At 54.8% G+C, this 24691-nt stretch carries 25 protein-coding genes; 18 read left to right on the forward strand and 7 right to left on the reverse strand.

Going from position 1 to position 24691, the window contains the following annotated elements:
* The first annotated feature begins 36 nt into the window (after positions 1-36).
* From uvrD to corA, 3 genes are all read left to right on the forward strand, one after another.
* Entirely contained in the window at positions 37-2199 is a 2163-nt protein-coding gene (gene uvrD / locus BN2591_RS01465) for a DNA helicase II (protein WP_065369794.1), read from the forward strand.
* A gap of 148 nt (positions 2200-2347) precedes the next feature.
* Positions 2348-2404, forward strand: a complete 57-nt coding sequence (gene ysgD / locus BN2591_RS24955) for a YsgD/CorL family protein (protein ID WP_353609977.1) — start codon at positions 2348-2350, stop codon at positions 2402-2404.
* Between the two features lie 153 nt (positions 2405-2557).
* The gene (gene corA, locus BN2591_RS01470) at positions 2558-3508 is read left to right on the forward strand and encodes a magnesium/cobalt transporter CorA (protein ID WP_017459737.1); all 951 of its coding nucleotides are present in this window, start codon (positions 2558-2560) and stop codon (positions 3506-3508) included.
* A 37-nt stretch (positions 3509-3545) separates the two neighbouring features.
* Here corA and BN2591_RS01475 read toward each other — a convergent pair whose 3' ends face one another.
* Genes BN2591_RS01475 through yigI form a run of 4 tightly spaced genes read right to left on the reverse strand, consistent with a single transcriptional unit; the run spans position 3546 to position 5909 of the window.
* The gene (locus BN2591_RS01475; RefSeq protein WP_086868473.1) at positions 3546-3938 is read right to left on the reverse strand and encodes a DUF2628 domain-containing protein; all 393 of its coding nucleotides are present in this window, start codon (positions 3936-3938) and stop codon (positions 3546-3548) included.
* The gene (locus BN2591_RS01480) at positions 3931-4512 is read right to left on the reverse strand and encodes a hypothetical protein (RefSeq protein WP_244172968.1); all 582 of its coding nucleotides are present in this window, start codon (positions 4510-4512) and stop codon (positions 3931-3933) included. Before BN2591_RS01480 ends, BN2591_RS01475 begins: the two co-directional genes overlap by 8 nt.
* Positions 4487-5386, reverse strand: a complete 900-nt coding sequence (rarD, locus tag BN2591_RS01485) for an EamA family transporter RarD (protein ID WP_086868475.1) — start codon at positions 5384-5386, stop codon at positions 4487-4489. Before rarD ends, BN2591_RS01480 begins: the two co-directional genes overlap by 26 nt.
* A 55-nt stretch (positions 5387-5441) precedes the next feature.
* The gene (yigI, locus tag BN2591_RS01490; protein WP_017459741.1) at positions 5442-5909 is read right to left on the reverse strand and encodes an acyl-CoA thioesterase YigI; all 468 of its coding nucleotides are present in this window, start codon (positions 5907-5909) and stop codon (positions 5442-5444) included.
* A gap of 159 nt (positions 5910-6068) precedes the next feature.
* Between yigI and pldA the strand changes: the two genes are divergently transcribed.
* The 3 genes from pldA (at position 6069) to rhtC (ending at position 9514) form a co-directional block, all read left to right on the forward strand.
* Positions 6069-6938 (forward strand): phospholipase A, encoded by an 870-nt coding sequence (gene pldA, locus BN2591_RS01495; RefSeq protein WP_086868477.1) that lies wholly within the window; start codon positions 6069-6071, stop codon positions 6936-6938.
* Positions 6939-7005: 67 nt separating this feature from the next.
* On the forward strand, positions 7006-8832 hold the full coding sequence (gene recQ, locus BN2591_RS01500; RefSeq protein ID WP_086868479.1) for an ATP-dependent DNA helicase RecQ: 1827 nt from the start codon (positions 7006-7008) through the stop codon (positions 8830-8832).
* A gap of 61 nt (positions 8833-8893) precedes the next feature.
* Positions 8894-9514, forward strand: coding sequence for a threonine export protein RhtC (gene rhtC / locus BN2591_RS01505; RefSeq protein WP_086868481.1), 621 nt, complete (start codon positions 8894-8896; stop codon positions 9512-9514).
* A 36-nt stretch (positions 9515-9550) separates the two neighbouring features.
* Here rhtC and rhtB read toward each other — a convergent pair whose 3' ends face one another.
* The gene (gene rhtB / locus BN2591_RS01510; protein ID WP_086868483.1) at positions 9551-10171 is read right to left on the reverse strand and encodes a homoserine/homoserine lactone efflux protein; all 621 of its coding nucleotides are present in this window, start codon (positions 10169-10171) and stop codon (positions 9551-9553) included.
* 109 nt (positions 10172-10280) lie between these two features.
* On the opposite strand from rhtB, the gene pldB reads away from it, so the two are divergent.
* From pldB to BN2591_RS01525, 3 genes are all read left to right on the forward strand, one after another.
* On the forward strand, positions 10281-11273 hold the full coding sequence (pldB, locus tag BN2591_RS01515) for a lysophospholipase L2 (protein WP_086868485.1): 993 nt from the start codon (positions 10281-10283) through the stop codon (positions 11271-11273).
* A 25-nt stretch (positions 11274-11298) separates the two neighbouring features.
* Positions 11299-12099: a sugar/pyridoxal phosphate phosphatase YigL gene (gene yigL, locus BN2591_RS01520; protein WP_086868487.1), complete on the forward strand. Its 801-nt coding sequence runs from the start codon at positions 11299-11301 to the stop codon at positions 12097-12099.
* A gap of 104 nt (positions 12100-12203) precedes the next feature.
* A complete protein-coding gene (locus BN2591_RS01525; protein WP_086868489.1) occupies positions 12204-13103 on the forward strand; it encodes a carboxylate/amino acid/amine transporter in 900 nt (299 codons plus the stop codon).
* Here the strand turns inward: BN2591_RS01525 and metR are convergent.
* Positions 12991-13944 (reverse strand): HTH-type transcriptional regulator MetR, encoded by a 954-nt coding sequence (gene metR, locus BN2591_RS01530; protein WP_017459749.1) that lies wholly within the window; start codon positions 13942-13944, stop codon positions 12991-12993. The two genes, BN2591_RS01525 and metR, sit on opposite strands and share 113 nt — an antisense overlap.
* Before the next feature lie 235 nt (positions 13945-14179).
* On the opposite strand from metR, the gene metE reads away from it, so the two are divergent.
* A complete protein-coding gene (metE, locus tag BN2591_RS01540) occupies positions 14180-16441 on the forward strand; it encodes a 5-methyltetrahydropteroyltriglutamate--homocysteine S-methyltransferase (protein ID WP_086868493.1) in 2262 nt (753 codons plus the stop codon).
* Between the two features lie 43 nt (positions 16442-16484).
* On the opposite strand, the gene BN2591_RS01545 is transcribed toward metE, so the two are convergent.
* A complete protein-coding gene (locus BN2591_RS01545; protein ID WP_086868495.1) occupies positions 16485-17291 on the reverse strand; it encodes a dienelactone hydrolase family protein in 807 nt (268 codons plus the stop codon).
* A gap of 259 nt (positions 17292-17550) precedes the next feature.
* On the opposite strand from BN2591_RS01545, the gene udp reads away from it, so the two are divergent.
* From udp to tatC, 8 genes are all read left to right on the forward strand, one after another.
* Positions 17551-18312 carry a uridine phosphorylase gene (gene udp, locus BN2591_RS01550; RefSeq protein ID WP_086868497.1) on the forward strand — a complete coding sequence of 254 codons (762 nt, stop codon included), beginning with the start codon at positions 17551-17553 and terminating at the stop codon, positions 18310-18312.
* A gap of 135 nt (positions 18313-18447) precedes the next feature.
* Positions 18448-19905 (forward strand): DNA recombination protein RmuC, encoded by a 1458-nt coding sequence (gene rmuC, locus BN2591_RS01555; protein WP_086868499.1) that lies wholly within the window; start codon positions 18448-18450, stop codon positions 19903-19905.
* A gap of 66 nt (positions 19906-19971) precedes the next feature.
* Entirely contained in the window at positions 19972-20727 is a 756-nt protein-coding gene (gene ubiE / locus BN2591_RS01560) for a bifunctional demethylmenaquinone methyltransferase/2-methoxy-6-polyprenyl-1,4-benzoquinol methylase UbiE (RefSeq protein ID WP_017459754.1), read from the forward strand.
* Between the two features lie 11 nt (positions 20728-20738).
* Positions 20739-21344 carry a ubiquinone biosynthesis protein UbiJ gene (gene ubiJ, locus BN2591_RS01565; protein WP_020456039.1) on the forward strand — a complete coding sequence of 202 codons (606 nt, stop codon included), beginning with the start codon at positions 20739-20741 and terminating at the stop codon, positions 21342-21344.
* Positions 21341-22981, forward strand: coding sequence for a ubiquinone biosynthesis regulatory protein kinase UbiB (gene ubiB, locus BN2591_RS01570; RefSeq protein ID WP_086868501.1), 1641 nt, complete (start codon positions 21341-21343; stop codon positions 22979-22981). The genes ubiJ and ubiB overlap by 4 nt, the downstream gene beginning before the upstream one ends.
* 116 nt (positions 22982-23097) lie before the next feature.
* Positions 23098-23361 (forward strand): Sec-independent protein translocase subunit TatA, encoded by a 264-nt coding sequence (tatA, locus tag BN2591_RS01575; RefSeq protein WP_086868503.1) that lies wholly within the window; start codon positions 23098-23100, stop codon positions 23359-23361.
* 3 nt (positions 23362-23364) lie between these two features.
* Entirely contained in the window at positions 23365-23889 is a 525-nt protein-coding gene (tatB, locus tag BN2591_RS01580; protein WP_086868505.1) for a Sec-independent protein translocase protein TatB, read from the forward strand.
* A gap of 2 nt (positions 23890-23891) precedes the next feature.
* A complete protein-coding gene (gene tatC / locus BN2591_RS01585) occupies positions 23892-24656 on the forward strand; it encodes a Sec-independent protein translocase subunit TatC (RefSeq protein WP_065369802.1) in 765 nt (254 codons plus the stop codon).
* The last annotated feature ends 35 nt before the right edge of the window (positions 24657-24691 follow it).

Here is a 24691-nt window from a genome sequence, read left to right on the forward strand (position 1 = left end):
TGTATAAATTTCCAGTAATATTTCGCGGCGGTGCCAATGGACGTTTCTTATCTGCTCGACAGCCTCAATGACAAACAGCGCGACGCCGTAGCCGCCGAGCGCAGCAATATGCTGGTGCTGGCAGGGGCGGGGAGCGGTAAGACGCGCGTGCTGGTACACCGTATTGCCTGGCTGATGACCGTGGAAAACTGCTCGCCATACTCCATTATGGCGGTGACTTTCACCAACAAAGCGGCGGCGGAGATGCGTCACCGTATCGGTCAGTTGATGGGTACGTCGCAGGGCGGGATGTGGGTTGGCACGTTCCACGGCCTCGCGCACCGTTTGCTGCGCGCGCACCATATGGACGCCAACCTGCCGCAGGATTTCCAGATTCTCGACAGCGAAGATCAGCTGCGTTTACTCAAACGTTTGATCAAAGCGATGAACCTCGACGAGAAACAGTGGCCACCGCGTCAGGCGATGTGGTACATCAACGGCCAGAAAGACGAAGGTATTCGTCCGCACCATATTCAAAGTTTCGGTAACCCGGTGGAACAAACCTGGCAGAAAGTTTACCAGGCCTATCAGGAAGCCTGCGATCGCGCCGGGCTGGTGGATTTCGCCGAACTGCTGCTGCGCGCCCATGAGTTGTGGCTCAATAAGCCGCATATTTTGCAGCACTACCGCGAACGCTTTACCAATATCCTGGTGGACGAATTCCAGGATACCAACAACATTCAATACGCGTGGATCCGCCTGCTGGCGGGCGATACCGGCAAAGTGATGATCGTCGGTGACGATGATCAGTCCATTTACGGCTGGCGCGGTGCGCAGGTGGAAAACATCCAGCGCTTCCTGAAAGACTTCCCCGGCGCGCAGACGATCCGCCTGGAGCAGAACTACCGTTCGACCAGCAATATCCTGAGCGCGGCGAACGCCCTGATTGAGAATAATAACGGGCGTTTGGGTAAAAAACTGTGGACCGATGGCGTCGACGGCGAGCTGATTTCACTCTACTGCGCCTTTAACGAGCTGGATGAAGCGCGTTATGTCGTGAATCGCATTAAAGCCTGGCAGGATAACGGCGGCCAGCTTTCGCAGTGCGCCATTCTCTATCGTAGCAACGCCCAGTCGCGCGTGCTGGAAGAGGCGCTGCTGCAAGCCAGTATGCCGTACCGGATTTATGGCGGTATGCGATTCTTCGAACGTCAGGAAATTAAAGATGCGCTCTCCTACCTGCGCCTGATCGCCAATCGCAATGATGACGCCGCCTTTGAGCGCGTGGTGAATACGCCAACGCGCGGCATCGGCGATCGCACGCTGGACGTGGTGCGCCAAACCTCGCGCGATCGCCAGTTGACGTTATGGCAGGCAACGCGTGAGTTGTTACAGGAGAAAGCGCTGGCGGGCCGTGCGGCGAGCGCGCTGCAACGTTTCCTTGAACTGATTGACGCGCTGGCACAGGAAACGGCGGATATGCCGCTGCATGTGCAAACCGACCGGGTGATCAGCGATTCCGGCCTGCGCATGATGTACGAGCAGGAAAAAGGCGAAAAGGGCCAGACGCGTATCGAGAACTTAGAGGAACTGGTTACCGCGACGCGCCAGTTCAGCTACAACGAAGAAGACGAAGATTTAATGCCGCTGCAGGCATTTCTCTCCCACGCCGCACTGGAAGCGGGCGAAGGGCAGGCGGATACCTGGCAGGATGCGGTGCAGTTGATGACGCTGCACTCGGCGAAAGGCCTGGAGTTCCCGCAGGTGTTTATTGTCGGCATGGAAGAGGGCATGTTCCCCAGCCAGATGTCGCTGGATGAAGGCGGGCGGCTGGAAGAGGAACGTCGCCTGGCGTATGTCGGTGTGACGCGCGCCATGCAAAAACTGACCTTAACCTATGCGGAAACGCGCCGCCTTTACGGCAAAGAGGTGTATCACCGCCCGTCGCGCTTTATTGGCGAGTTGCCGGAAGCGTGTGTGGAAGAGGTGCGTTTGCGCGCCAGCATCAGCCGCCCGGTTAGCCATCAGCGCATGGGTACGCCGGTTGCGCAAAGCGATACCGGCTATAAACTTGGCCAGCGCGTACGCCATGCCAAGTTTGGCGAAGGCACGGTGGTGAACATGGAAGGCAGCGGTGAGCACAGTCGTTTACAGGTGGCTTTCCAGGGGCAAGGTATCAAATGGCTGGTGGCGGCTTACGCCAAGCTCGAAACCGTGTAACTTTCAGAAAAATATCATTATTTTGTAATATTCTGCTAGCCTTATACGCTGAAGGGCAAATATTGCTCTTTAGCGTTTCGTTGCGTGTTGACGCCTTCTGAGTGCTGGCGTAACATGCGCGCACGATCACGCTAAGAGGACATTCGCCTTGGACACACCCAGTAGATACTGGCTCAATTTCCTGGTTTTCAGGAACAACTCCTAAGGCTATCTCCTCATGCTGATGGCCTTAGAGGTTGTCAGCGACCCGCTGTATTCCCGTCGCGCTGAGTCAGGCTGTTTAATGGTCTGAAACCCAATTTGTTTCTCTGTGTGCCCACCGAACTGTCCGATATTTTTTGCATTGGGAGTCCCGGCTATGCTGAGCGCATTTCAACTGGAAAACAATCGTTTAACCCGCCTTGAGGCTGACGAAATCAAGCACCTCGCCAGCTCTGTTTGGGTTGATTTGGTCGAGCCGGACGATGAAGAACGTACCCGCGTGCAAACGGAATTGGGCCAGAACCTGGCCACCCGACCTGAACTGGAAGACATCGAGGCGTCGGCGCGTTTTTTTGAAGACGAAGACGGCCTGCACATCCACTCCTTCTTCTTTTTTGAAGATGCTGAAGATCACGCAGGAAACTCAACCGTCGCATTTACCATCCGCGAAGGTCGCCTGTTCACTCTACGTGAGCGCGAGCTGCCCGCGTTTCGCCTGTATCGTATGCGCGCCCGCAGCCAGGAGATGGTCGACGGTAACGCTTATGAATTGCTGCTGGATCTGTTCGAAACCAAAATTGAGCAACTGGCGGATGAAATCGAAAACATTTACAGCGATCTGGAAAAGCTGAGCCGCGTCATTATGGAAGGCCAGCAGGGCGACGAGTATGACGACGCGCTTTCGACGCTGGCGGAACAGGAAGATATCGGCTGGAAAGTTCGCCTGTGTCTGATGGATACCCAGCGCGCGTTGAACTTCCTGGTGCGTAAGGCGCGTTTACCGGCCGGTCAGCTTGAGCAGGCGCGCGAGATCCTGCGCGATATCGAATCCCTGCTGCCGCACAACGAATCATTGTTCCAGAAAGTGAACTTCCTGATGCAGGCGGCGATGGGTTTTATCAATATCGAGCAGAACCGCATCATCAAGATCTTCTCGGTGGTATCGGTCGTGTTCCTGCCGCCGACGCTGGTGGCTTCCAGCTACGGCATGAACTTTGAATTTATGCCCGAACTGCACTGGAGCTTTGGTTACCCTGGCGCAATTATCTTTATGATCCTCGCGGGGCTCGCGCCTTATCTCTACTTCAAGCGCCGTAACTGGCTATAAAAACAAAAAGGTTCAGCATTACGCTGAACCTTTTTTATTACAGGCTCCAGTCCTGTTTGCCCTTCACTTTTAGATCGTAATACCAAATGTTGGCCCGACAGGCGATGATGGCGTTGACCATATAACCCAGGAAGCCAATGTTAAAAATAACCGCAACCACGATCACAACAACGTTGATAACTAAAACTAACAGGGCTTTCTTCCATAAACCAAGGATCAGCAAATAGATAATAGAAAAAAACCAGGCGAAGAAATTGAAAGAGACTTTTATCTTCTGCCCGAAGGTCATTTCTTTATAGGCGTTTTTCCATGCCGGGCTCATCCCCCAAAAAGAGGGGTAGCCATTCTTCTCATAGAATGCGAAACGATACTTCCATTTGTCGCTTAATGAATGGTCGCTTTTATAATCATAAGTGTTGATGTTACTCATTTTCCCCTCCTGAAATAGACACGTGGTCCGTCGAATTAATTTGTTGCTTTAACTGCGTCGGTGCGAGCATAAAGACGAAAAATACCAGCACGTCGTAACCGAAATAGATTCTGATACCTAAGCTCACGCACTCTACATCGCTGACAACACCGGTAGCGGCAACCGCCAGCGAGGCCAGGTAGACCAGCAATGAAAAAATGACCACATAGCGGCCTTTTGCACCGCTATCTCTGCAGCGTTGCGCATTAATATTTAGCTTTAAATAGGTGTAAAGCAGAAAGCACACCAGCGGCAGAACAGGCAGTTCGGCCACATTAAAGGCGACAACTAAAAAGAGAATATGCAGAAGTAAAAAAATAAGGATATACGGCCCACGCGCGAGGCACGTTTTGCCCGACGGCAAAAAAATCCTGCGGATCATCGCTGATTCATCCTGAATAACGTAATGACGAAGGGGCAAACATAGCATTCCATTGCGCATTACGCGATTGAGTAAATCCTTACCTCTAAATTTTTGTAGGTATTGGGCGGCTATTCCGCCCACGGGTTTAATCAGGTTTTTTGCGTAAACCACGCTGCGTATACACCGCGTCGAGCACAAAAATAGCCAGCGCAACCCAGATAAAGCCGAAGGTCACCATTTTATCCGCGCCGGGATGTTCCCCGTAAAAAAGCACCGCCAGCACGAACATTAACGTGGGGCCAATGTACTGGAAAAAGCCGAGCGTCGACAGGCGCAGACGCGTTGCCGCACCGGTAAAACAGAGCAGCGGCACGGTGGTTACGACACCTGCGGCCATTAACAGCAGATTAAGCGACAGGCTGTTTTGCCCCATATGGCTGGTCGGGCTATCGGTAATGCCGAACAACCACACTGCGGCAACCGGCAGCAGCCACAGCGTTTCTATCAACATCCCGGTTTGCGCTTCGACGGCAATCTTTTTGCGTAGCAGGCCGTAAAACGCAAAGCTGAAGGCCAGACCCAGCGCGATTATCGGCAGCGAGCCGAATGTCCACAATTGTACCAGCACCCCGATCGCTGCCAGCAGCACCGCCAGCCACTGCATGCGGCGAAAGCGTTCGCCCAAAAACAGCATCCCCAACAGAATATTCACCAGCGGGTTAATAAAGTAGCCGAGACTCGCTTCCAGCATATGGTTATGGTTTACCGCCCAGATAAACAGTAACCAGTTGCCCCCCACCAGCACGGCAGAGAGCGCCAGCAGCAGGATCTTTTTCGGCGTTTGCAGCAGGGCTTTCACGCTGCTCCACTGGCGGCTCACGCTAATCAGCGCCAGCATAAAGAAGAAGGACCAGATCACGCGATGCGTCAGAATTTCGTCGGCCGGAACGAACCAGATCGTTTTGAAGTAAGCCGGGGCAATGCCCCAAATAAAATAAGCGGCCAGGGCGAGAAGCACGCCCAGCCGCGTCTGTTTTGCATCCATCGGGAAAGCTCTTAGCTGAAAGGAATCCTCATGGTACCCGATTTTTATGCCCGGCTCACCCCACCATATAGGTGGCGGTCGCGCTGGCAATATAGAGCTGTTCTTCGTTGTGCAGCTCTACGCGCGCGACGGCAACTTTATTACCCGCGCGCAGCAAGCTGCTACTGGCGGTAAAGCGCGTGCCGCGACCCGGTCGCAGGTAATCGACGCGTAAATCGATCGTGCCCATGCGTGCTAAACGCTGGCGCAGCTCCTCTTCGCTAATCGTTTCATGGCGGGTTAATGTGCTGCCCACACAAACCAGACCCGCGGCGACATCCAGCGCGGAGGCAATCACACCGCCGTGTAAAATGCTTTGCGCCCAGTTGCCGACCATCATAGGTTGGTTATTGAAACTCAGCTGCGCGTACTCTTTTTCATAGCGCTCCAGCTCCAGCCCTAACGCACGATTAAACGGCATGTGGTAAACGAATATCTCGCCGACCGTTTTCAGGACTTCTTCCGCTGTGAGAACAACTGACATGGCTATCTGATCCGATGAGTTAATGAAATGTTGATTTTATGCTTATCGATTGTTGATTTCCACTTTCGGAACCGATACATGAGCAGTGACTCAATAAATATGTAGAATACCTGCGGGGAAATTCGTCAATTCAACAATATGATTTGGAGCAGCAAACCGATGCGGACCTCTCTGGGTTGGTTTTTCGCAGTGCTTGCACTGCCGTTTATGGCTTACGCACAAGAAGCGACGGTAAAAGAAGTTCATGATGCGCCAGCCGTGCGCGGCAGCGTCATCGCCAACTTATTACAGGAGCACGACAATCCGTTCACGCTCTATCCTTATGAATCCAACTACGTTATCTACACCGATACCAGCGATCTGAATAAAGAAGCGATTCGCTCCTATAACTGGGCGGACAATGCGCGTAAAGACGAAGTGAAGTTCCAGCTCAGTCTGGCGTTTCCGTTCTGGCGCGGGATTTTGGGGCCAAACTCGGTGTTCGGTGGTTCCTACACACAAAAATCCTGGTGGCAGCTGTCAAACAGCGGCGAGTCTTCTCCGTTCCGTGAAACCAACTACGAACCGCAACTGTTCCTCGGTTTTGCCACCGATTACGAGTTTGCCGGCTGGACGTTGCGCGACGTGGAGTTTGGTTTTAACCACGATTCGAACGGGCGTTCCGATCCGACTTCGCGCAGCTGGAACCGCGCGTATACGCGCTTAATGGCGCAAAGCGGTAACTGGCTGGTGGAGGTGAAACCGTGGTATGTGGTGGGATCGGTTGATGACAACCCGGATATCACCAAATATATGGGTTATTACCAGTTGAAAATCGGCTACCAGATTGGCGATGCGATCCTCAGCGCAAAAGGACAATATAACTGGAATACCGGCTACGGCGGCGCGGAACTCGGGCTAAGCTACCCAGTGACTAAACACGTACGTCTTTATACGCAGGTCTACAGCGGGTACGGCGAATCGTTGATTGACTACAATTTCAATCAGACACGTGTCGGCGTGGGTGTGATGCTTAACGATCTGTTTTAAGCATTGCAGTTTCTCTCTCAGGCGCTGAAAATAGCGCCTGTTTTTATTTCAGGCAAATGGGGTCAGAGTGGCACAGGCGGAAGTATTGAATCAGGAATCGCTGGCGAAACAGGTTCTGCAAGAGACCTTCGGCTACCAGCAATTCCGCCCGGGCCAGCAGGACATTATCGACACCGTGCTCAGTGGCCGCGACTGTCTGGTGGTGATGCCAACCGGCGGCGGGAAATCCCTGTGCTACCAAATTCCGGCGCTGGTATTAGATGGCCTGACGGTGGTGGTTTCACCGCTCATTTCGCTGATGAAAGATCAGGTCGACCAACTGCTGGCAAACGGTGTCGCAGCGGCGTGCCTGAACTCTACCCAGAGCCGCGAACAGCAGTTTGAGGTGATCAACGGCTGTCGCAACGGCCAGATTCGGTTGCTCTATATCGCCCCCGAGCGCCTGATGCTCGACAACTTCCTCGATCAACTGCGCCTGTGGAATCCGGTGTTGTTAGCCGTGGACGAAGCGCACTGTATTTCTCAGTGGGGTCATGATTTCCGTCCGGAATACGCCGCGCTGGGCCAGTTGCGCCAGATGCTGCCTTCCGTGCCGTTTATGGCGCTGACCGCCACCGCTGATGACACCACCCGCCGCGACATCGAACGTTTGCTGGGGCTTAACGATCCGCTGATTCAGGTCAGCAGCTTCGACCGCCCGAACATCCGCTACATGCTGATGGAAAAATTTAAGCCGCTCGATCAGCTCCTGCGTTATGTGCAGGAGCAGCGCGGCAAGTGCGGCATCGTCTATTGCAACAGTCGGGCGAAAGTGGAAGACACCGCCGCCCGTTTGCAAAGCCGCGGTTTTAGCGCGGCGGCCTACCATGCCGGGCTGGAAAATGAGGTGCGGGCGCGGGTGCAGGAACAGTTCCAGCGCGACGATCTCCAAATTGTCGTGGCGACGGTGGCGTTTGGTATGGGCATCAACAAGCCTAACGTGCGTTTCGTGGTGCATTTCGACATTCCGCGCAATATCGAATCGTATTATCAGGAGACTGGTCGCGCCGGGCGTGACGGCCTGCCTGCGGAAGCGATGCTGTTTTACGATCCGGCGGATATGGCGTGGCTGCGCCGCTGCCTGGAAGAGAAGCCCGCCGGGCCGCTGCAGGATATCGAGCGGCACAAGCTCAATGCGATGGGCGCGTTTGCCGAAGCGCAAACCTGCCGCCGTCTGGTGCTGCTGAACTACTTTGGCGAAGGTCGCCAGGAGCCCTGCGGTAACTGCGATATTTGCCTCGATCCGCCGCGCCAGTACGATGGTTTGCAGGACGCGCAAAAAGCGTTGTCGGCTATCTACCGCGTCAATCAGCGTTTCGGTATGGGCTATGTGGTGGAAGTGCTGCGCGGGGCGAACAACCAGCGTATCCGCGAGTTTGGCCACGACAAATTACCGGTATATGGCATTGGTCGCGAGCAAAGCCACGAACATTGGGTAAGCGTGATCCGCCAGTTGATTCACTTAGGTTTCGCCACGCAAAACATTGCTCAGCACTCGGCGTTGCAGCTCACCGAAGCGGCGCGCCCGCTACTGCGCGGTGAAGTCCCGCTGATGCTGGCGGTGCCGCGTATGGTGGCGCTGAAACCGAAAGTGATGCAGAAAGCGGCGGTCGGCAATTACGACCGCAAGCTGTTCGCCAAGCTGCGCAAGTTGCGTAAAGCGATTGCCGATGAAGAGAATATTCCGCCTTACGTGGTGTTTAACGATGCGACGCTGATTGAAATGGCCGAACAGATGCCGCTCTCTCCCGGCGAAATGCTCAGCGTCAACGGTGTGGGGACGCGCAAACTTGAGCGCTTCGGCCAGGAGTTTATGGCGCTGATCCGCGCGCATGTCGACGGCGAAGAAGAGTAGTCAGCCTGCGAAAAAAATGGGAGGATGGTTTCCCCCTGAACTATTTTCCCGCGAGTTATCTATGTTGATGTTATTTCTCACCGTGGCGCTGGTGCATATCGTCGCACTGATGAGCCCCGGCCCCGATTTCTTCTTCGTTTCACAAACCGCTGTCAGCCGCTCGCGCAAAGAAGCGATGATGGGCGTGCTCGGTATCACCACGGGTGTCATGATTTGGGCAGGCGTGGCGCTGCTCGGCCTGAACCTGATCCTCGCGAAAATGGCGTGGCTGCATAACATCATTATGGTCGGCGGTGGTCTCTATTTATGCTGGATGGGTTACCAGATGCTGCGCGGTGCGCTGAAAAAAGATCCGCAAAACGGCGACGCGCCGCAGGTTGAGCTGGCCGCCAGCGGGCGCAGCTTTATCAAAGGGTTACTGACTAATCTCGCCAACCCGAAAGCGATTATCTACTTCGGTTCTGTTTTCTCGCTGTTTGTTGGCGATAGCGTGAGCGCTGGCGCGCGCTGGGGAATTTTTATGCTGATTGCGGTGGAAACGTTCGCCTGGTTTACCGTGGTCGCGAGCCTGTTTGCCTTACCGCAAATCCGCCGGGGTTATCAGCGTCTGGCGAAGTGGATTGATGGTTTTGCTGGCGCGCTGTTCGCCGGTTTTGGTATTCACCTGATTATTTCTCGCTAAGCGATAAAAGCCGGATGCCGCTATCCGGCTCTCTTCTCAGGCGTGTCTTGCCGATGCCAGCAGCGCGCCAACCAGCATAAACAACGAACCAAACACTTTGTTCAGCGCTTTCATCTGATGCGGGCCTTTAATCCATGTCGCAATGCGCTGCGCCAGCGTGGCGTAGCCAATCATCACAATGATATCCACCACAATAGTGGTTACGCCGAGCACCACGTACTGCATCACTTGCGGTTGATGCGGCACGATAAACTGCGGGAAGAGGGCGGCGAGAAACACAATGCTCTTCGGGTTGGTCAGGTTGACGAAGACGGCGCGTTTAAACAAACGCCCGCGCGATTGGGTTTTTGCCAGCGTATTGAGATCGATAGCGCCTGCGGCCCGCCACTGCTGGATGCCAAGCCAAATCAGGTAAGCCGCGCCTGCCCATTTCAGCACTTCAAAGGCCAGTACCGAACGCGAAAATAACGTGCCCAAACCGACACCAACCAGCACGATGTGAATGCCTAAGCCGGTTTGTAGCCCGGCAATGGACGCTGCCGCGCCGCGATAACCGTGGCTGATGGAGGTGGACATGGTGTTAATCGCGCCGGAGCCGGGGGAAAGGCTCAGAATTAAGGATGTCAGCAGGTAAGCGAACCACCATTCGAAGGTCATGAGAATCTCCCTGGATGTCTGTTTTTATGCCACAATACGCTATTGTCAGTGGAATTTGCTATTGGTCACAAAAAAACGATTTTACATGGCTAAAAGGGGCGAAATCCCAATGTTTCGGCAAAAAATGGCATGGGAAACCAGAGAAAAAGCGTTCGCGGCTTTTACCATGGGACCGCTGATGGATTTCTGGCGTTCACGGGAAGAAGCGGTCTTTACCGGCGTGGACAATGTGCCGGTCAGTTTTGTCCGTTTTCGCGCGCAAAGTAACGATCGCGTGATTGTGATTTGCCCCGGCCGCATTGAAAGCTACGTAAAATACGCAGAGCTGGCGTATGACCTGTTCCACCTCGGTTATGACGTGCTCATTATCGATCATCGCGGCCAGGGGCGTTCCGGGCGCATGTTGCCGGACACGCATCGTGGTCATGTGGTCAATTTCAGTGATTATGTTGACGATCTGGCGGCATTCTGGGATCAGGAAGTGGCCAGCGGGCCGTGGCGCAAACGCTATATTCTTGCTCATTCGATGGGCGGCGCGATTTCCACTTTGTTCTTGCAGCGCTATCCGCAGGCCTGCGACGCGATTGCCCTGTGTGCGCCCATGTTTGGCATTATCATTCGCCTGCCGGAATGGATGGTGCGTCCGTTGCTGGACTGGGCCGAAAGCTACCCGAGTCTTCGTGACGGTTATGCCATTGGCACCGGGAGCTGGCGCCCGTTGCCGTTCGCGATAAACGTGTTAACCCACAGCCGCGAGCGCTATCGCCGTAATTTGCGTTTTTATGCCGATGAACCGCAGCTTCGCGTTGGCGGACCCACCTGGCACTGGGTCCGTGAAGGGATCCTTGCTGGCGAACACGCGCTGGCGGGGGCGGAAAAAGACGCCACGCCGACATTGATTATTCAGGCAGAAGAGGAGCACGTGGTCGATAACCGCATGCATCAACGCTTCTGTGAACGACGCGCCGCAGCGGGCCACCCTTGTGAAGGGGGGAAACCGCTGGTCATACAAGGCGCGTACCATGAGATCCTTTTTGAAAAGGACGCTATGCGCTCGGTCGCGCTCAACGCCATTGTCGAATTCTTCGATCGGCATAACTGATGAATTATTGAGGTTAAATTTTCTTATGTACCAGGTTGTTGCATCTGATTTAGATGGCACATTGCTCTCCCCCGACCACACACTGTCGTCCTTTGCCAAAGAAACGTTAAAACTGCTTACCGCGCGCGGCGTCAACTTCGTCTTCGCCACCGGCCGCCACCATGTGGATGTCGGGCAAATCCGTGACAATCTGGGCATTAAAGCCTACATGATCACCTCCAACGGTGCGCGGGTACACGACACCGATGGCAATCTGGTGTTCACCCATAACCTGGATCGCGATATCGCCACCGATCTTTTCGGCGTGGTGCATAACGAGCCGGATATCATTACCAACGTCTACCGCAACGATGAGTGGTTCATGAACCGCCACCGCCCGGATGAGATGCGTTTTTTTAAAGAAGCGGTGTTCCAGTATTCGCTGTATGAACCGGGTTTGCTTGAGCCGGAAGGGATCAGCAAAGTCTTCTTCAGCTGCGAAAGCCATGAAAAACTGCTGCCGCTGGAGCAGGCCATCAACGCTCGCTGGGGCGATCGCGTGAACGTCAGTTTCTCGACTTTAACCTGCCTGGAAGTGATGGCGGGCGGCGTGTCGAAAGGGCATGCGCTGGAAGCGGTCGCGGGCGCGCTGGGTTATAGCCTGAAAGAGTGCATCGCCTTTGGTGACGGCATGAACGACGCGGAGATGCTGTCGATGGCGGGTAAAGGTTGCATTATGGGCAACGCTCACCAGCGTCTGAAAGAACTGCACCCGGAGCTGGAAGTGATTGGCACCAACGCCGATAACGCCGTACCGCATTACCTGCGTAAGCTGTTTCTCGAATAAGATTGACGAGTGATTTTAAATTAACCACTCGTCAACTAAATACTCAAACCTTGCGCAACTGAGTTCGCTACAATGCCTGTCCACTCATCGGAGAGACATTCATTGTGGCGTTACTTATCATCACCACTATTTTGTGGGCTTTCTCTTTTAGCCTGATTGGCGAATACCTTGCGGGCCATGTCGACAGCTACTTCTCCGTGCTGATGCGCGTTGGGCTGGCGGCGCTGGTCTTTTTACCTTTTCTGCGCACGCGTGGGCATAACCTCAAGACCATTGGCCTGTACATGCTGGTGGGCGCGCTGCAACTGGGCATTATGTATCTGTTCAGCTTCCAGGCGTATCTCTACCTGACGGTGTCGGAATTCCTGCTGTTTACCGTTTTCACACCGCTGTATGTCACCCTGATTTACGATCTGCTCAGCAAGCGCGGGCTGCGCTGGAGCTACGCGCTGAGCGCCGGGCTGGCGGTGATTGGCGCGGCGATTATTCGCTACGACAAAGTGAGCGATCACTTCTGGATTGGCCTGATTCTGGTGCAACTGGCGAATATCAGCTTTGCTATCGGTATGGTCGGCTATAAACGCCTGATGGAGACGCGCCCGATGCCGCAACACAACGCGTTCGCCTGGTTTTATCTTGGCGCATTGGTGGTCGCCGTTGTGGCGTGGTTTGTGATGGGTAACCCGCAGAAGCTGCCGACCACGACTCTACAGTGGAGCGTGCTGGTGTGGCTGGGTGTGGTGGCATCCGGGCTGGGTTATTTTATGTGGAACTACGGCGCCACGCAGGTGGACGCCGGGACGCTCGGCATCATGAACAATGTGCACGTTCCCGCCGGGTTACTGGTTAACCTCGCGATTTGGCAGGAACAGCCGCACTGGCCGAGCTTTATTATTGGTGGTGCGGTGATAATGGCCTCGCTGTGGGTGCATCGCCGTTGGGTCGCTCCGCGCTCCGCACAAACGGCAGATGGTCGCAAGCGTGGTTCCGCGCTGAGCGAATAAACGCTTCCGTTACCGGCTGACGCTGCTCGCCGTCGCGCACGGCGGCGTACAGCCGGCTCCACAATCCTTCGCCCAGGGTTTTGGTTACCACCAGGCCCTGGCGCTCAAAACTCTCCACCACCCAGTGCGGCAGTGCCGCAATGCCCATCCGCGCGGCAACCATTTGAATCAGCAGCAGCGTGTTATCCACACTTTTCAGCGACGGACTCACGCCCGCCGGTTGCAGGAAGTGACGCCAGATATCCAGGCGACTGCGCTGCACCGGGTAGATCAGCAGCGTTTCGCTGGCGATATCGTCCGGCGTGATCCGCGCTTTCGCCGCCAGCGGATGATCCGGCGCCAGCACCAGCCGCACCTCAAAATCAAACATCGGTGAATAGTGCAGACCGCTGCGCGGCAGAATGTCGGAGGTCATCACCAGATCCAGCTCGCCCTGTTGCAGCGCAGGTTGCGGATCAAACGTGACGCCGGATTTGAAATCCATCTCCACTTGCGGCCAGTTCTGGCGGAAGTTCTCAAGCGCAGGCGTCAGCCACTGAATACAGCTATGACACTCAATAGCGATGCGCAGCGTGGCTTGCTGCGGCTCATTGCAGGCCTGCAGCGCGCGGCTAATCTGCGGCAGCACCTGATTCGCCAGTTGCAGCAGAATTTCACCCTGCGGCGTAAAGCGCAGCGGCTGGCTTTTGCGCACAAAAAGACGGAAGCCAAGGCGCTGTTCCAGATCGCTGAACTGGTGGGAAAGCGCGGACTGCGTTTGATGCAGCGTTGCCGCCGCCGCCGCCAGCGACCCGCTGTTTCGTAACGCCTGTAGCGTTTTCAGGTGTTTAATTTCGATCATGAAAGTCCTTCACTCCGGCATGAACATTTTGCGCTTGAGGAATATACAGTACCTACACAATATGGATGTGTAAACATCTGGACGTCTAAAAATCCTGCGTCTTTCGAATTAATGGTGCGTTGGCTGCGCTCATTCACCCCAGTCACTTACTTCAGTAAGCTCCTGGGGATTCATGAACTTGCCGCCTTCCCTTAATCCGAAATCCTTTGGATTAACCCAATTGAAGAGGCTCAAAATGACAATTCTTAATCACACCCTCGGTTTCCCTCGCGTTGGCCTGCGTCGCGAGTTGAAAAAAGCGCAAGAGAGCTACTGGGCGGGTAACGCCACCCGTGAAGAGCTGCTGGCGGTAGGACGCGAGCTACGCGCCCGCCACTGGGAGCAGCAAAAAGCGGCAGGAATAGATCTGCTTCCGGTGGGCGATTTCGCCTGGTACGACCATGTTCTGACCACCAGCCTGCTGCTGGGCAATGTGCCGGCTCGTCATCAGAACAACGACGGCTCCGTGGATATCGACACCCTGTTCCGCATTGGTCGTGGCCGCGCGCCAACCGGCGAACCGGCGGCAGCGGCGGAAATGACCAAATGGTTCAACACCAACTACCACTACATGGTGCCGGAGTTCAGCAAAGGCCAGCAGTTCAAACTCACCTGGACCCAGTTGCTGGACGAAGTAGACGAAGCGCTGGCGCTCGGCCACAAGGTGAAACCTGTGCTGCTGGGCCCGGTCACTTACCTGTGGCTGGGTAAAGTGAAAGGGGAACAGTTTGATCGTTTAAGCCTGCTAAACGACATCCTGCCGGTTTACCAGCAGGTGCTGGGCGAGCTGGCAAAACGCGGTATCGAGTGGGTGCAAATCGACGAACCGGCGCTGGTGCTGGAGCTGCCGCAAGCCTGGCTGGATGCGTTTAAACCGGCTTACGACGCGCTTTCCGGCCAACTGAAATTGCTGCTAACCACCTATTTTGAAGGGGTGACGCCGAACCTTGATGTGATCACCGCGCTGCCGGTTCAGGGGCTGCACGTTGATTTGGTACACGGCAAGGACAACGTGGCCGAGTTGCACTCGCGTCTGCCTGCCGACTGGTTGCTCTCTGCCGGTCTGGTGAATGGCCGTAACGTCTGGCGTGCCGATCTCACCGAGAAATATGCGCAAATCAAAGAGGTGGTTGGTCAACGTCCGTTGTGGGTTGCCTCTTCTTGTTCTTTACTGCACAGCCCGATTGATCTGAGTGTTGAAACGCGACTGGATGCGGAAGTGAAGAGCTGGTTCGCCTTCGCACTACAAAAATGCCAGGAACTGGCGCTGCTGCGCGATGCGCTGAACAGCGGTAATACGGAAAAACTGGCGGAATGGAGCGCTCCGATTCAGGCGCGTCGCCACTCTACGCGTGTTCACAACACGGCGGTAGCGCAGCGTCTGGCGGCGATCACCGCGCAGGACAGCCAGCGCAACAGCCCATACGCCGAGCGCGCAAAAGCCCAGCGCAAGCGCTTTAATCTGCCCGCCTGGCCGACCACCACTATCGGTTCCTTCCCGCAGACCACGGAAATTCGCGGCCTGCGCCTGGATTTCAAAAAAGGCCATCTCGACGCGGGCAACTACCGCACCGGTATCGCTGAACATATCAAACAGGCGATTGCCGAGCAGGAACGTCTGGGCTTAGACGTGCTGGTGCATGGCGAAGCCGAACGTAATGACATGGTGGAGTACTTTGGTGAAAACCTCGACGGCTTCGTCTTTACGCAAAACGGCTGGGTGCAGAGCTACGGCTCCCGCTGCGTGAAACCGCCGGTGGTTATCGGCGACGTTAGTCGCCCGGAAGCGATTACCGTGGAGTGGGCGAAGTACGCGCAGTCGCTGACTGACAAACCGGTGAAAGGCATGCTGACCGGCCCGGTGACCATTCTTTGCTGGTCATTCCCGCGTGAAGATGTGAGCCGCGAAACCATCGCCAAACAAATCGCGCTGGCATTGCGTGATGAAGTGGCAGATCTGGAAGCGGCGGGGATTGGCATTATCCAGATTGATGAACCAGCACTGCGTGAAGGCTTGCCGCTGCGTCGCAGCGACTGGGATGCCTATCTGGCGTGGGGTGTGGAAGCTTTCCGTATTAACGCGGCGGTAGCGAAAGATGACACGCAGATCCACACCCATATGTGTTACTGCGAGTTCAACGACATTATGGATTCCATTGCCGCGCTGGATGCCGATGTGATTACCATTGAAACCTCGCGTTCGGATATGGAATTGCTGGAGTCGTTTGAAGAATTTGAGTACCCGAACGAAATCGGCCCGGGTGTGTACGATATTCACTCGCCAAACGTACCGAGTGTTGAGTGGATCGAAGCGCTGCTGCAAAAAGCGGCGCAGCGCATCCCCGCACAACGCTTGTGGGTGAACCCGGACTGCGGCCTGAAAACCCGCGGCTGGCCGGAAACCCGTAGCGCGCTGGCAAATATGGTGAAAGCCGCGCAGAACCTGCGTCAGCAGTAAGCCTTACCGCGCCGTCCGGTGTGAAACCGGCGGCGCAAAAAACTTACTTTTTAACGTACTGCGCAAACCATGCCAGCATCCGCTGCCAGCCATCGGCGGCGGATTCTGCGTGATAGCTTGGGCGGTAGTCCGCATTAAATGCGTGACCCGCTTCGGGGTAGACGATGATTTCAGCTTTGGCGTTCGCGGCTCTGAGCGCCTGGCGCATGGTTTCCACGCTCTCCAGCGGAATGCCGGTATCCTGTGCGCCATATAAACCGAGCACTGGCGCGGTAAGTTCAGTGGCGATATCCACCGGGTGACGCGGAGAATTGAGCGATTTCTCCCCCACCAGCTTGCCATACCAGGCGACGGCGGCTTTCAACTGCGGATTGTGCGCGGCATACAGCCAGGCGATGCGTCCGCCCCAGCAAAAACCGGTTACTAACAGCTGATGCGCGTTCCCGCCGTTGCGCGCTGCCCAACTGGCGACATGATCCAGGTCGGCAAGCACTTGCGCGTCCGGTACTTTGCTTACCAGGCCGCTTAGCAGGGTTTGAATATCGGCGAAATCATTTGGATCGCCCTGGCGGAAATAGAGCTCCGGCGCGATGGCGAGATAACCTTCCAGTGCCAGACGGCGGCACAGATCGCGAATATGCTCATGCACGCCGAAAATTTCCTGCACCACAATGACAATCGGCAATGGGCCTTCGGCATTTTTCGGTCGGGCGTGAAAAGCGGGCATATTTTCGCCCTGTGTCGGAATAGACGTTTCGCCTGCGATTAAGGCGTCTTCCGGCGTGTGAACAACGGTTGAAGCAAGAGGTGAAGCCGCAGGTGCAAAGCCTGGTGTGTTGTTGGTTGTCATGGCATTCTCCATACCTTTTTTAGCGCTTCAATAACTATAGACGGGAAGACCTGCCGCGCGCGCAAATCACCGTGCCGTAGACTATCTTTGCTGCTGAGTTGTGGGATGTGTCGTGTTAATGTGATGTAAATCACTAATTTATGGAAATGAAATGCAATCAGTTTTATTCATGGTGATATCAGTCACGAAATTATGTCCGTGCCTTCTGTAAAGTATCTTTTTGCCTCTACTGATAAAACCGACCACAGAGGAGTCTGTTATGTCCAAGTCTGATGTTTTTCATCTCGGCCTCACCAAAAACGATTTACAAGGGGCTACGCTGGCCATCGTCCCTGGCGATCCGGAGCGTGTGGAAAAGATCGCCGCGCTGATGGATAAGCCGGTCAAACTGGCCTCCCACCGCGAATTCACCAGCTGGCGTGCAGAGCTGGATGGCAAACCGGTTATCGTGTGTTCCACCGGCATCGGCGGCCCGTCAACCTCTATCGCCGTCGAAGAGCTGGCGCAGCTTGGCATCCGCACTTTCCTGCGCGTGGGCACCACCGGTGCGATTCAGCCGCACATTAATGTTGGCGACGTGCTGATCACCACCGCGTCCGTGCGCCTTGACGGCGCGAGCCTGCACTTTGCGCCGATGGAATACCCGGCGGTGGCGGATTTTGAGTGCACTACTGCGCTGGTTGCGGCAGCGGATGCGATTGGCGCGACGAAACACATCGGCGTTACCGCCTCTTCTGACACCTTCTACCCAGGCCAGGAGCGTTACGACACTTACTCTGGCCGCGTGGTTAACCGCTTTAAAGGTTCCATGGAAGAGTGGCAGTCCATGGGCGTGATGAACTATGAAATGGAATCCGCCACGCTGCTGACCATGTGTGCAAGCCAGGGGCTGCGTGCAGGCATGGTTGCCGGTGTGATTGTGAACCGCACCCAGCAAGAGATCCCGAATGCGGAAACCATGAAGCAGACCGAAAGCCACGCGGTGAAAATCGTGGTGGAAGCGGCGCGTCGTCTTCTGTAATTCACCTTCCCATTTGCTAAGGCCGACGCGTTCGGCCTTTTCTTTTTGCGTACTGCTTCGCAGGAAAACCCCTTCCAAACTGGACGTTTATACAGCACAATCCTCCGCTATATGCGTTATCACTAAGGGGACGTGGTGGACACTTCAATCATCGTCATGGCAGCCGTTGCGCTGGCGGGTTTACTGGTCGGCTGGCTGGCAGCAAGCTGGCGCGGGGCGCAGCAGCAGGCGGATCTGCTCGCGGAGCAGCGTGATGTCTTTAGCGAACTGAGCGCCGCCCGGCAGCAGATAACCCAAAACGAACACTGGCGCGAAGAGTGCGAGTTGCTCAATAACGAGCTGCGTAGCCTGCAACATATCAATAGCTCGCTGGAAGCGGATTTACGCGAAGTAACGACCCGGCTTGAATCTACGCAGTTACATGCCGAAGAGAAGCTGCGCCAGATGCACAGCAGCGAGCAGCGCTTGAGCGAGCAGTTCGAAAATCTCGCTAACCGCATCTTTGAGCAGAGCAATCGCCGCGTCGATGAGCAAAACCGGCAAAGTCTGAACGGGCTGTTAACGCCGCTGCGCGAACAGCTTGATGGTTTTCGCCGCCAGGTGCAGGAGAGCTTTGGTCAGGAAGCGCGTGAACGGCATACGCTGGCGCATGAGATCCGCAACCTGCAACAGCTCAATGCCCAGATGGCGCAGGAAGCGATAAACCTGACGCGTGCGCTGAAAGGCGATAACAAAACCCAGGGTAATTGGGGCGAAGTGGTGCTGACCCGCGTACTGGAAGCCTCTGGTCTGCGTGAAGGCTATGAATACGAAACCCAGGTCAGTATTGAAAATGACCATCGCGCGCGGATGCAGCCGGATGTGATCGTGCGTCTGCCGCAGGGCAAAGATGTGGTGATCGACGCCAAAATGACGCTGGTCGCCTACGAACGTTACTTCAATGCCGACGACGACTTTACGCGCGAAGGCGCGTTACAAGAACATATCGCCTCGGTACGAAACCATATTCGCCTGCTTGGTCGTAAGGATTATCAGCAACTGCCGGGGCTGCGCAGCCTGGATTATGTCTTGATGTTTATTCCGGTGGAGCCGGCCTTTTTGATTGCGCTGGAAAGACAGCCTGAACTGATCACCGAAGCGCTGAAAAATAACATTATGCTGGTCAGCCCTACCACGCTGCTGGTGGCGCTACGCACCATTGCCAACCTGTGGCGTTATGAACATCAAAGCCGCAATGCGCAGCAGATCGCGGAGCGGGCGAGCCGCCTGTATGACAAAATGCGCCTGTTCGTTGACGACATGTCATCCATTGGTCAGAGCCTGGATAAAGCGCAGGACAATTACCGTCAGGCGATGAAAAAACTGAGTTCCGGGCGCGGCAATTTGCTGGCCCAGGCAGAGGCATTTCGCGGGCTCGGTGTTGAAATCAAACGCGAGATTAATCCGGAATTGGCGGCGCAAGCACAGGATCAGGACGAAGAGTTTCGTTTGCGTTCCGGGCAAAACGATTCCCTCGATTGCTTTGAAGACAATGCATTAGATAGCATGGCCGCGGGCGATGAGCCTGACTCGAAGGCTTCTTCGGGTGGTTGAATCGTAGGGCAATCGTCTCCAATCTGATACACTTCACAAACAATTTCTTGAATAGCAGGCACTAAGATGGCGGAAGATTCAAAAGAGACAACACACTTTGGTTTTCAGACCGTCGCCAAAGAAAACAAAGCCGACATGGTGGCGCATGTCTTCCATTCGGTCGCGTCAAAATATGACGTGATGAACGATCTGATGTCGATGGGCATTCACCGTTTATGGAAGCGCTTTACCATTGATTGCAGCGGCGTGCGTCGTGGGCAGAAAGTTCTCGATCTGGCCGGTGGTACGGGCGATCTGACGGCGAAGTTCTCCCGCCTGGTGGGCGAAACCGGCCAGGTTGTACTGGCAGATATTAATGATTCGATGCTGAAAATGGGGCGCGAAAAACTGCGCAACCTCGGCGTGATCGGTAACGTAGAATATGTGCAGGCAAATGCTGAAGCCTTGCCGTTCCCGGACAATACTTTCGACTGCATCACCATCTCGTTTGGTTTGCGTAATGTGACGGAAAAAGAGAAAGCGCTGCGATCCATGTTCCGCGTTTTGAAACCGGGCGGCCGCCTGCTGGTACTCGAATTTTCCAAGCCCATTATTGAACCGCTGAGTAAAGCTTATGACGCTTACTCTTTCCACGTTCTGCCGCGTATTGGTCAACTGGTAGCAAACGATGCGGAAAGCTATCGCTATCTTGCTGAATCTATCCGTATGCATCCCGATCAGGAGACCCTGAAAGCGATGATGCAGGACGCCGGTTTCGAAAACGTCGATTACTACAACATGACGGCCGGTATCGTTGCTCTGCACCGTGGCTACAAATTCTGACAGGAGTGCGTATGCCTTTTAAGCCGATGGTTGCCGCCGGAATTGAACGTGTATTGAATACGTTTTTATACCGTGAAGGCGCGCTGAAACCCGCGCGCCAGCGTTTGCATGGCAAGGTGTTGCGCGTAGTGCTGCAAGAGTTCTCTTCCCCCTTTGTACTGGTGTTCAGTGAGCGCCAGATTGATGTATTAGGCGAGTGGGAAGGGGAAGCTGACTGTTCCGTGATTACGCAACTGCGGGTGCTGCCTAAGCTGCGCGACCGCCAGCAGCTGACTGCGCTTATTCGCAGCGGCGAGCTGGAAGTGCAGGGCGATATTCAGGTGGTGCAAAACCTGGTTTCGCTGATGGATTTAGCGGAATTCGATCCTGCCGAGATCCTCGCGCCATGGACTGGCGATATTGCCGCTGAGGGGATCAGTAAATTCCTGCGCGGCGGTGCTCGCTTTCTGCAACACGGTTTTCAACGCCAGCAACGCTATGTCGCTGAAGTGCTAACGGAAGAGTGGCGCCTTGCGCCGGGCGCACTGGAAGTTGCCTGGTTTGCTGAAGAAACGGCTGCTGTGGAAAGGGCTGCGGATGCCTTAGCCAAACGCCTGGATAAACTGGAGGGCAAATGACGCCTGGAGAATTACGGCGCCTCTATTTCATCATCCAAACCTTTTTAAGTTACGGGCTTGATGAGCTCATTCCCAAAATGCGTATCACCTTGCCGCTGCGGTTATGGCGGCGGACGCTCTTCTGGATGCCAAACCGGCACAAAGAAAAAATGCTTGGGGAACGCCTGCGTCTTGCCTTGCAGGAACTGGGGCCGGTATGGATTAAATTCGGGCAAATGTTGTCTACTCGCCGTGATTTATTCCCGCCGCTGATTGCCGATCAGCTGGCGATGTTGCAGGACCGCGTTGCGCCTTTTGATGGTCATCTCGCCAAAAAGCAGATTGAAAAAGCGATGGGTGATCTGCCGGTGGAAACCTGGTTTGATGACTTTGCCATTGAACCGCTGGCCTCTGCGTCCATTGCGCAGGTGCATACAGCGCGGTTGAAAGAGAGTGGCAAAGAAGTGGTGATTAAGGTCATCCGCCCGGACATCCTGCCGGTGATCAAAGCGGATCTGAAACTGATCTACCGCCTGGCGGGCTGGGTTCCTCGCCTGTTGCCGGATGGTCGCCGCCTGCGCCCGCGTGAAGTGGTGCGCGAATATGAGAAGACGCTGATTGATGAACTGGATCTGCTGCGTGAAGCCGCTAACGCGATCCAGTTACGCCGCAACTTCGAAAACAGCCCAATGCTGTATGTGCCGGAAATCTATTCAGATTATTGCAGCCAAAACATGCTGGTGATGGAACGTATTTATGGCATTCCGGTTTCCGATGTTGCTGCGCTGGAGAAGAACGGCACCAATTTGAAACTGCTGGCCGAACGTGGTGTGCAGGTCTTTTTCACCCAGGTATTCCGCGACAGCTTTTTCCATGCAGACATGCACCCTGGCAATATTTTCGTCAGCTACGATCACCCGGAAGATCCGCAATATATCGGTATTGACTGCGGTATTGTCGGTTCGCTGAACAAAGAAGATAAGCGTTATCTGGCGGAAAACTTTATCGCCTTCTTTAACCGCGACTATCGCAAAGTGGCGGAGCTGCATGTGGATTCAGGCTGGGTTCCGCCGGATACCAATGTTGAAGAGTTCGAGTTTGCTATTCGCACCGTCTGTGAGCCGATCTTTGAAAAGCCGCTGGCGGAAATCTCCTTTGGGCATGTGCTGCTCAACCTCTTCAATACGGCACGTCGCTTTAATATGGAAGTGCAGCCGCAACTGGTCCTGTTGCAGAAAACATTGCTCTATATCGAAGGTGTCGGCCGTCAGCTCTATCCGCAACTGGATTTATGGAAAACCGCGAAACCTTTCCTGGAAACGTGGATCAAAGATCAGGTGGGTATTCCGGCGCTGGTCAGAGCGCTGAAAGAGAAAGGCCCCTTCTGGATCGAAAAAATGCCGGAAATTCCTGAACTGATCTACAACGGATTGCAGCAAGGCAAGCATTTGCAGCAAAGCGTGGATAAGATTGCCAGTGAATTACAGGCAAACCATGTGCGGCAGGGGCAATCACGCTATCTGTTTGGTATTGGCGCGACACTGTTATTGAGCGGTACGCTGTTACTGATTAACCGCCCAGAGTGGGGTTTAACGCCGGGGTGGCTAATGGTCGGTGGCGTTCTGACCTGGTGTGTGGGTTGGTATAAAACACGTTAAGCGAAACGCCGCCCGGGTGGGCCTGGTGCACAGAAGCTGCCAACAAAGAGGCAGCTTAATGGATAAAGTGTATACTGGGGCCTGTTTTTAACATCATCTGTTACAGAGGACTATGTATGGGTGGTATCAGCATTTGGCAGTTGTTGATTATTGCGGTCATCGTTGTGCTGCTGTTTGGCACTAAAAAGCTCGGCTCGATTGGTTCAGACCTTGGTGCATCCATTAAAGGCTTCAAAAAAGCCATGAGCGATGACGATAAAGAGGAAAAGCAGGATAAATCGGCGCAAGATGCGGATTTTACGGCAAAGTCTCTTTCCGACAATAAGACATCCGACGACGTTAAAAAAGACGAAAAACGTCACGACAAAGAGCAGGTGTAATTCGTGTTCGATATAGGTTTTGGCGAACTATTACTCGTTTTCATCATTGGCCTCGTGGTATTAGGGCCGCAACGGCTACCCGTGGCTGTGCGCACTGTGGCGGGCTGGGTCCGCGCGCTGCGCTCGCTGGCCACGACAGTGCAGAATGAACTGACGCAGGAACTGAAGCTGCAAGAGTTCCAGGACAGCCTGAAAAAGGTGGAAAAAGCGAGCCTGGAAAACCTGACGCCAGAGTTAAAGCAGTCGATGGATGAGCTGCGCCAGGCGGCGGAATCGATGAAGCGCTCCTACAGCGCTAACGATGCCGAAAAAGCCAGCGATGAAGCACATACCATCCATAACCCGGTGGTAAAAGATAACGAAGCGCAGCATGAAGGCGTTACGCCTGCCGCCGCTGAAAACCAGGCCAGTTCGCCGCAGCAAGTCCCTGACGCTGCAGAAACGAAAAAAGCGCCGCAGGTGACGTCTACGGTGCCAGCGGCCTCGCCGGTTTCCGACTCCACACCTTCTTCAAGTGATAAATCCTGAACATGGCTGTAGACGATACCCAACCGCTGATCGCACACCTTATTGAGCTGCGTAAGCGTCTGCTTAACTGCATTATCGCCGTTATCGTGATTTTCCTCGCGCTGGTTTACTTCGCGAATGATATCTATCAACTGGTTTCCGCACCGCTCATCAAGCAGATGCCATTGGGCGCGACGATGATCGCCACCGACGTGGCCTCACCCTTTTTTACGCCGATCAAGCTAACCTTCATGGTGTCGCTGATCCTTTCTGCGCCGGTCATTTTGTATCAGGTCTGGGCGTTTGTCGCGCCGGCGTTATACAAGCATGAACGTCGTCTGGTGGTGCCGCTGCTGATTTCCAGTTCGCTGCTGTTTTACATCGGCATGGCGTTTGCCTATTTCGTGGTGTTCCCGCTGGCCTTCGGTTTTCTGACACACACGGCGCCGGAAGGCGTGCAGGTTTCCACCGATATCGCCAGTTACCTTAGCTTCGTGATGGCGCTTTTTATGGCTTTTGGCGTTTCGTTTGAAGTGCCGGTTGCCATTGTACTGCTGTGCTGGATGGGGGTGACCACACCAGCCGATCTACGGCAAAAACGCCCGTACGTTTTGGTTGGCGCATTCGTTGTCGGTATGTTGCTAACGCCACCGGATGTCTTCTCGCAGACCTTACTGGCAATACCGATGTATTGCCTGTTCGAAGTCGGCGTCTTTTTTGCTCGCTTCTACGTCGGCAAGCGCCGTATTCCGGACGAAGAGAACGAAACCGAAACCAGCGAAGAGTAACTACCAGCCGCCCGTCAGGGCGGTTGTTGTATGGA

Origin of the sequence: Kosakonia pseudosacchari (genome assembly GCF_900184035.1) — a bacterium.
In the GTDB taxonomy this organism is placed as follows: Bacteria; Pseudomonadota; Gammaproteobacteria; order Enterobacterales; family Enterobacteriaceae; genus Kosakonia; species Kosakonia pseudosacchari.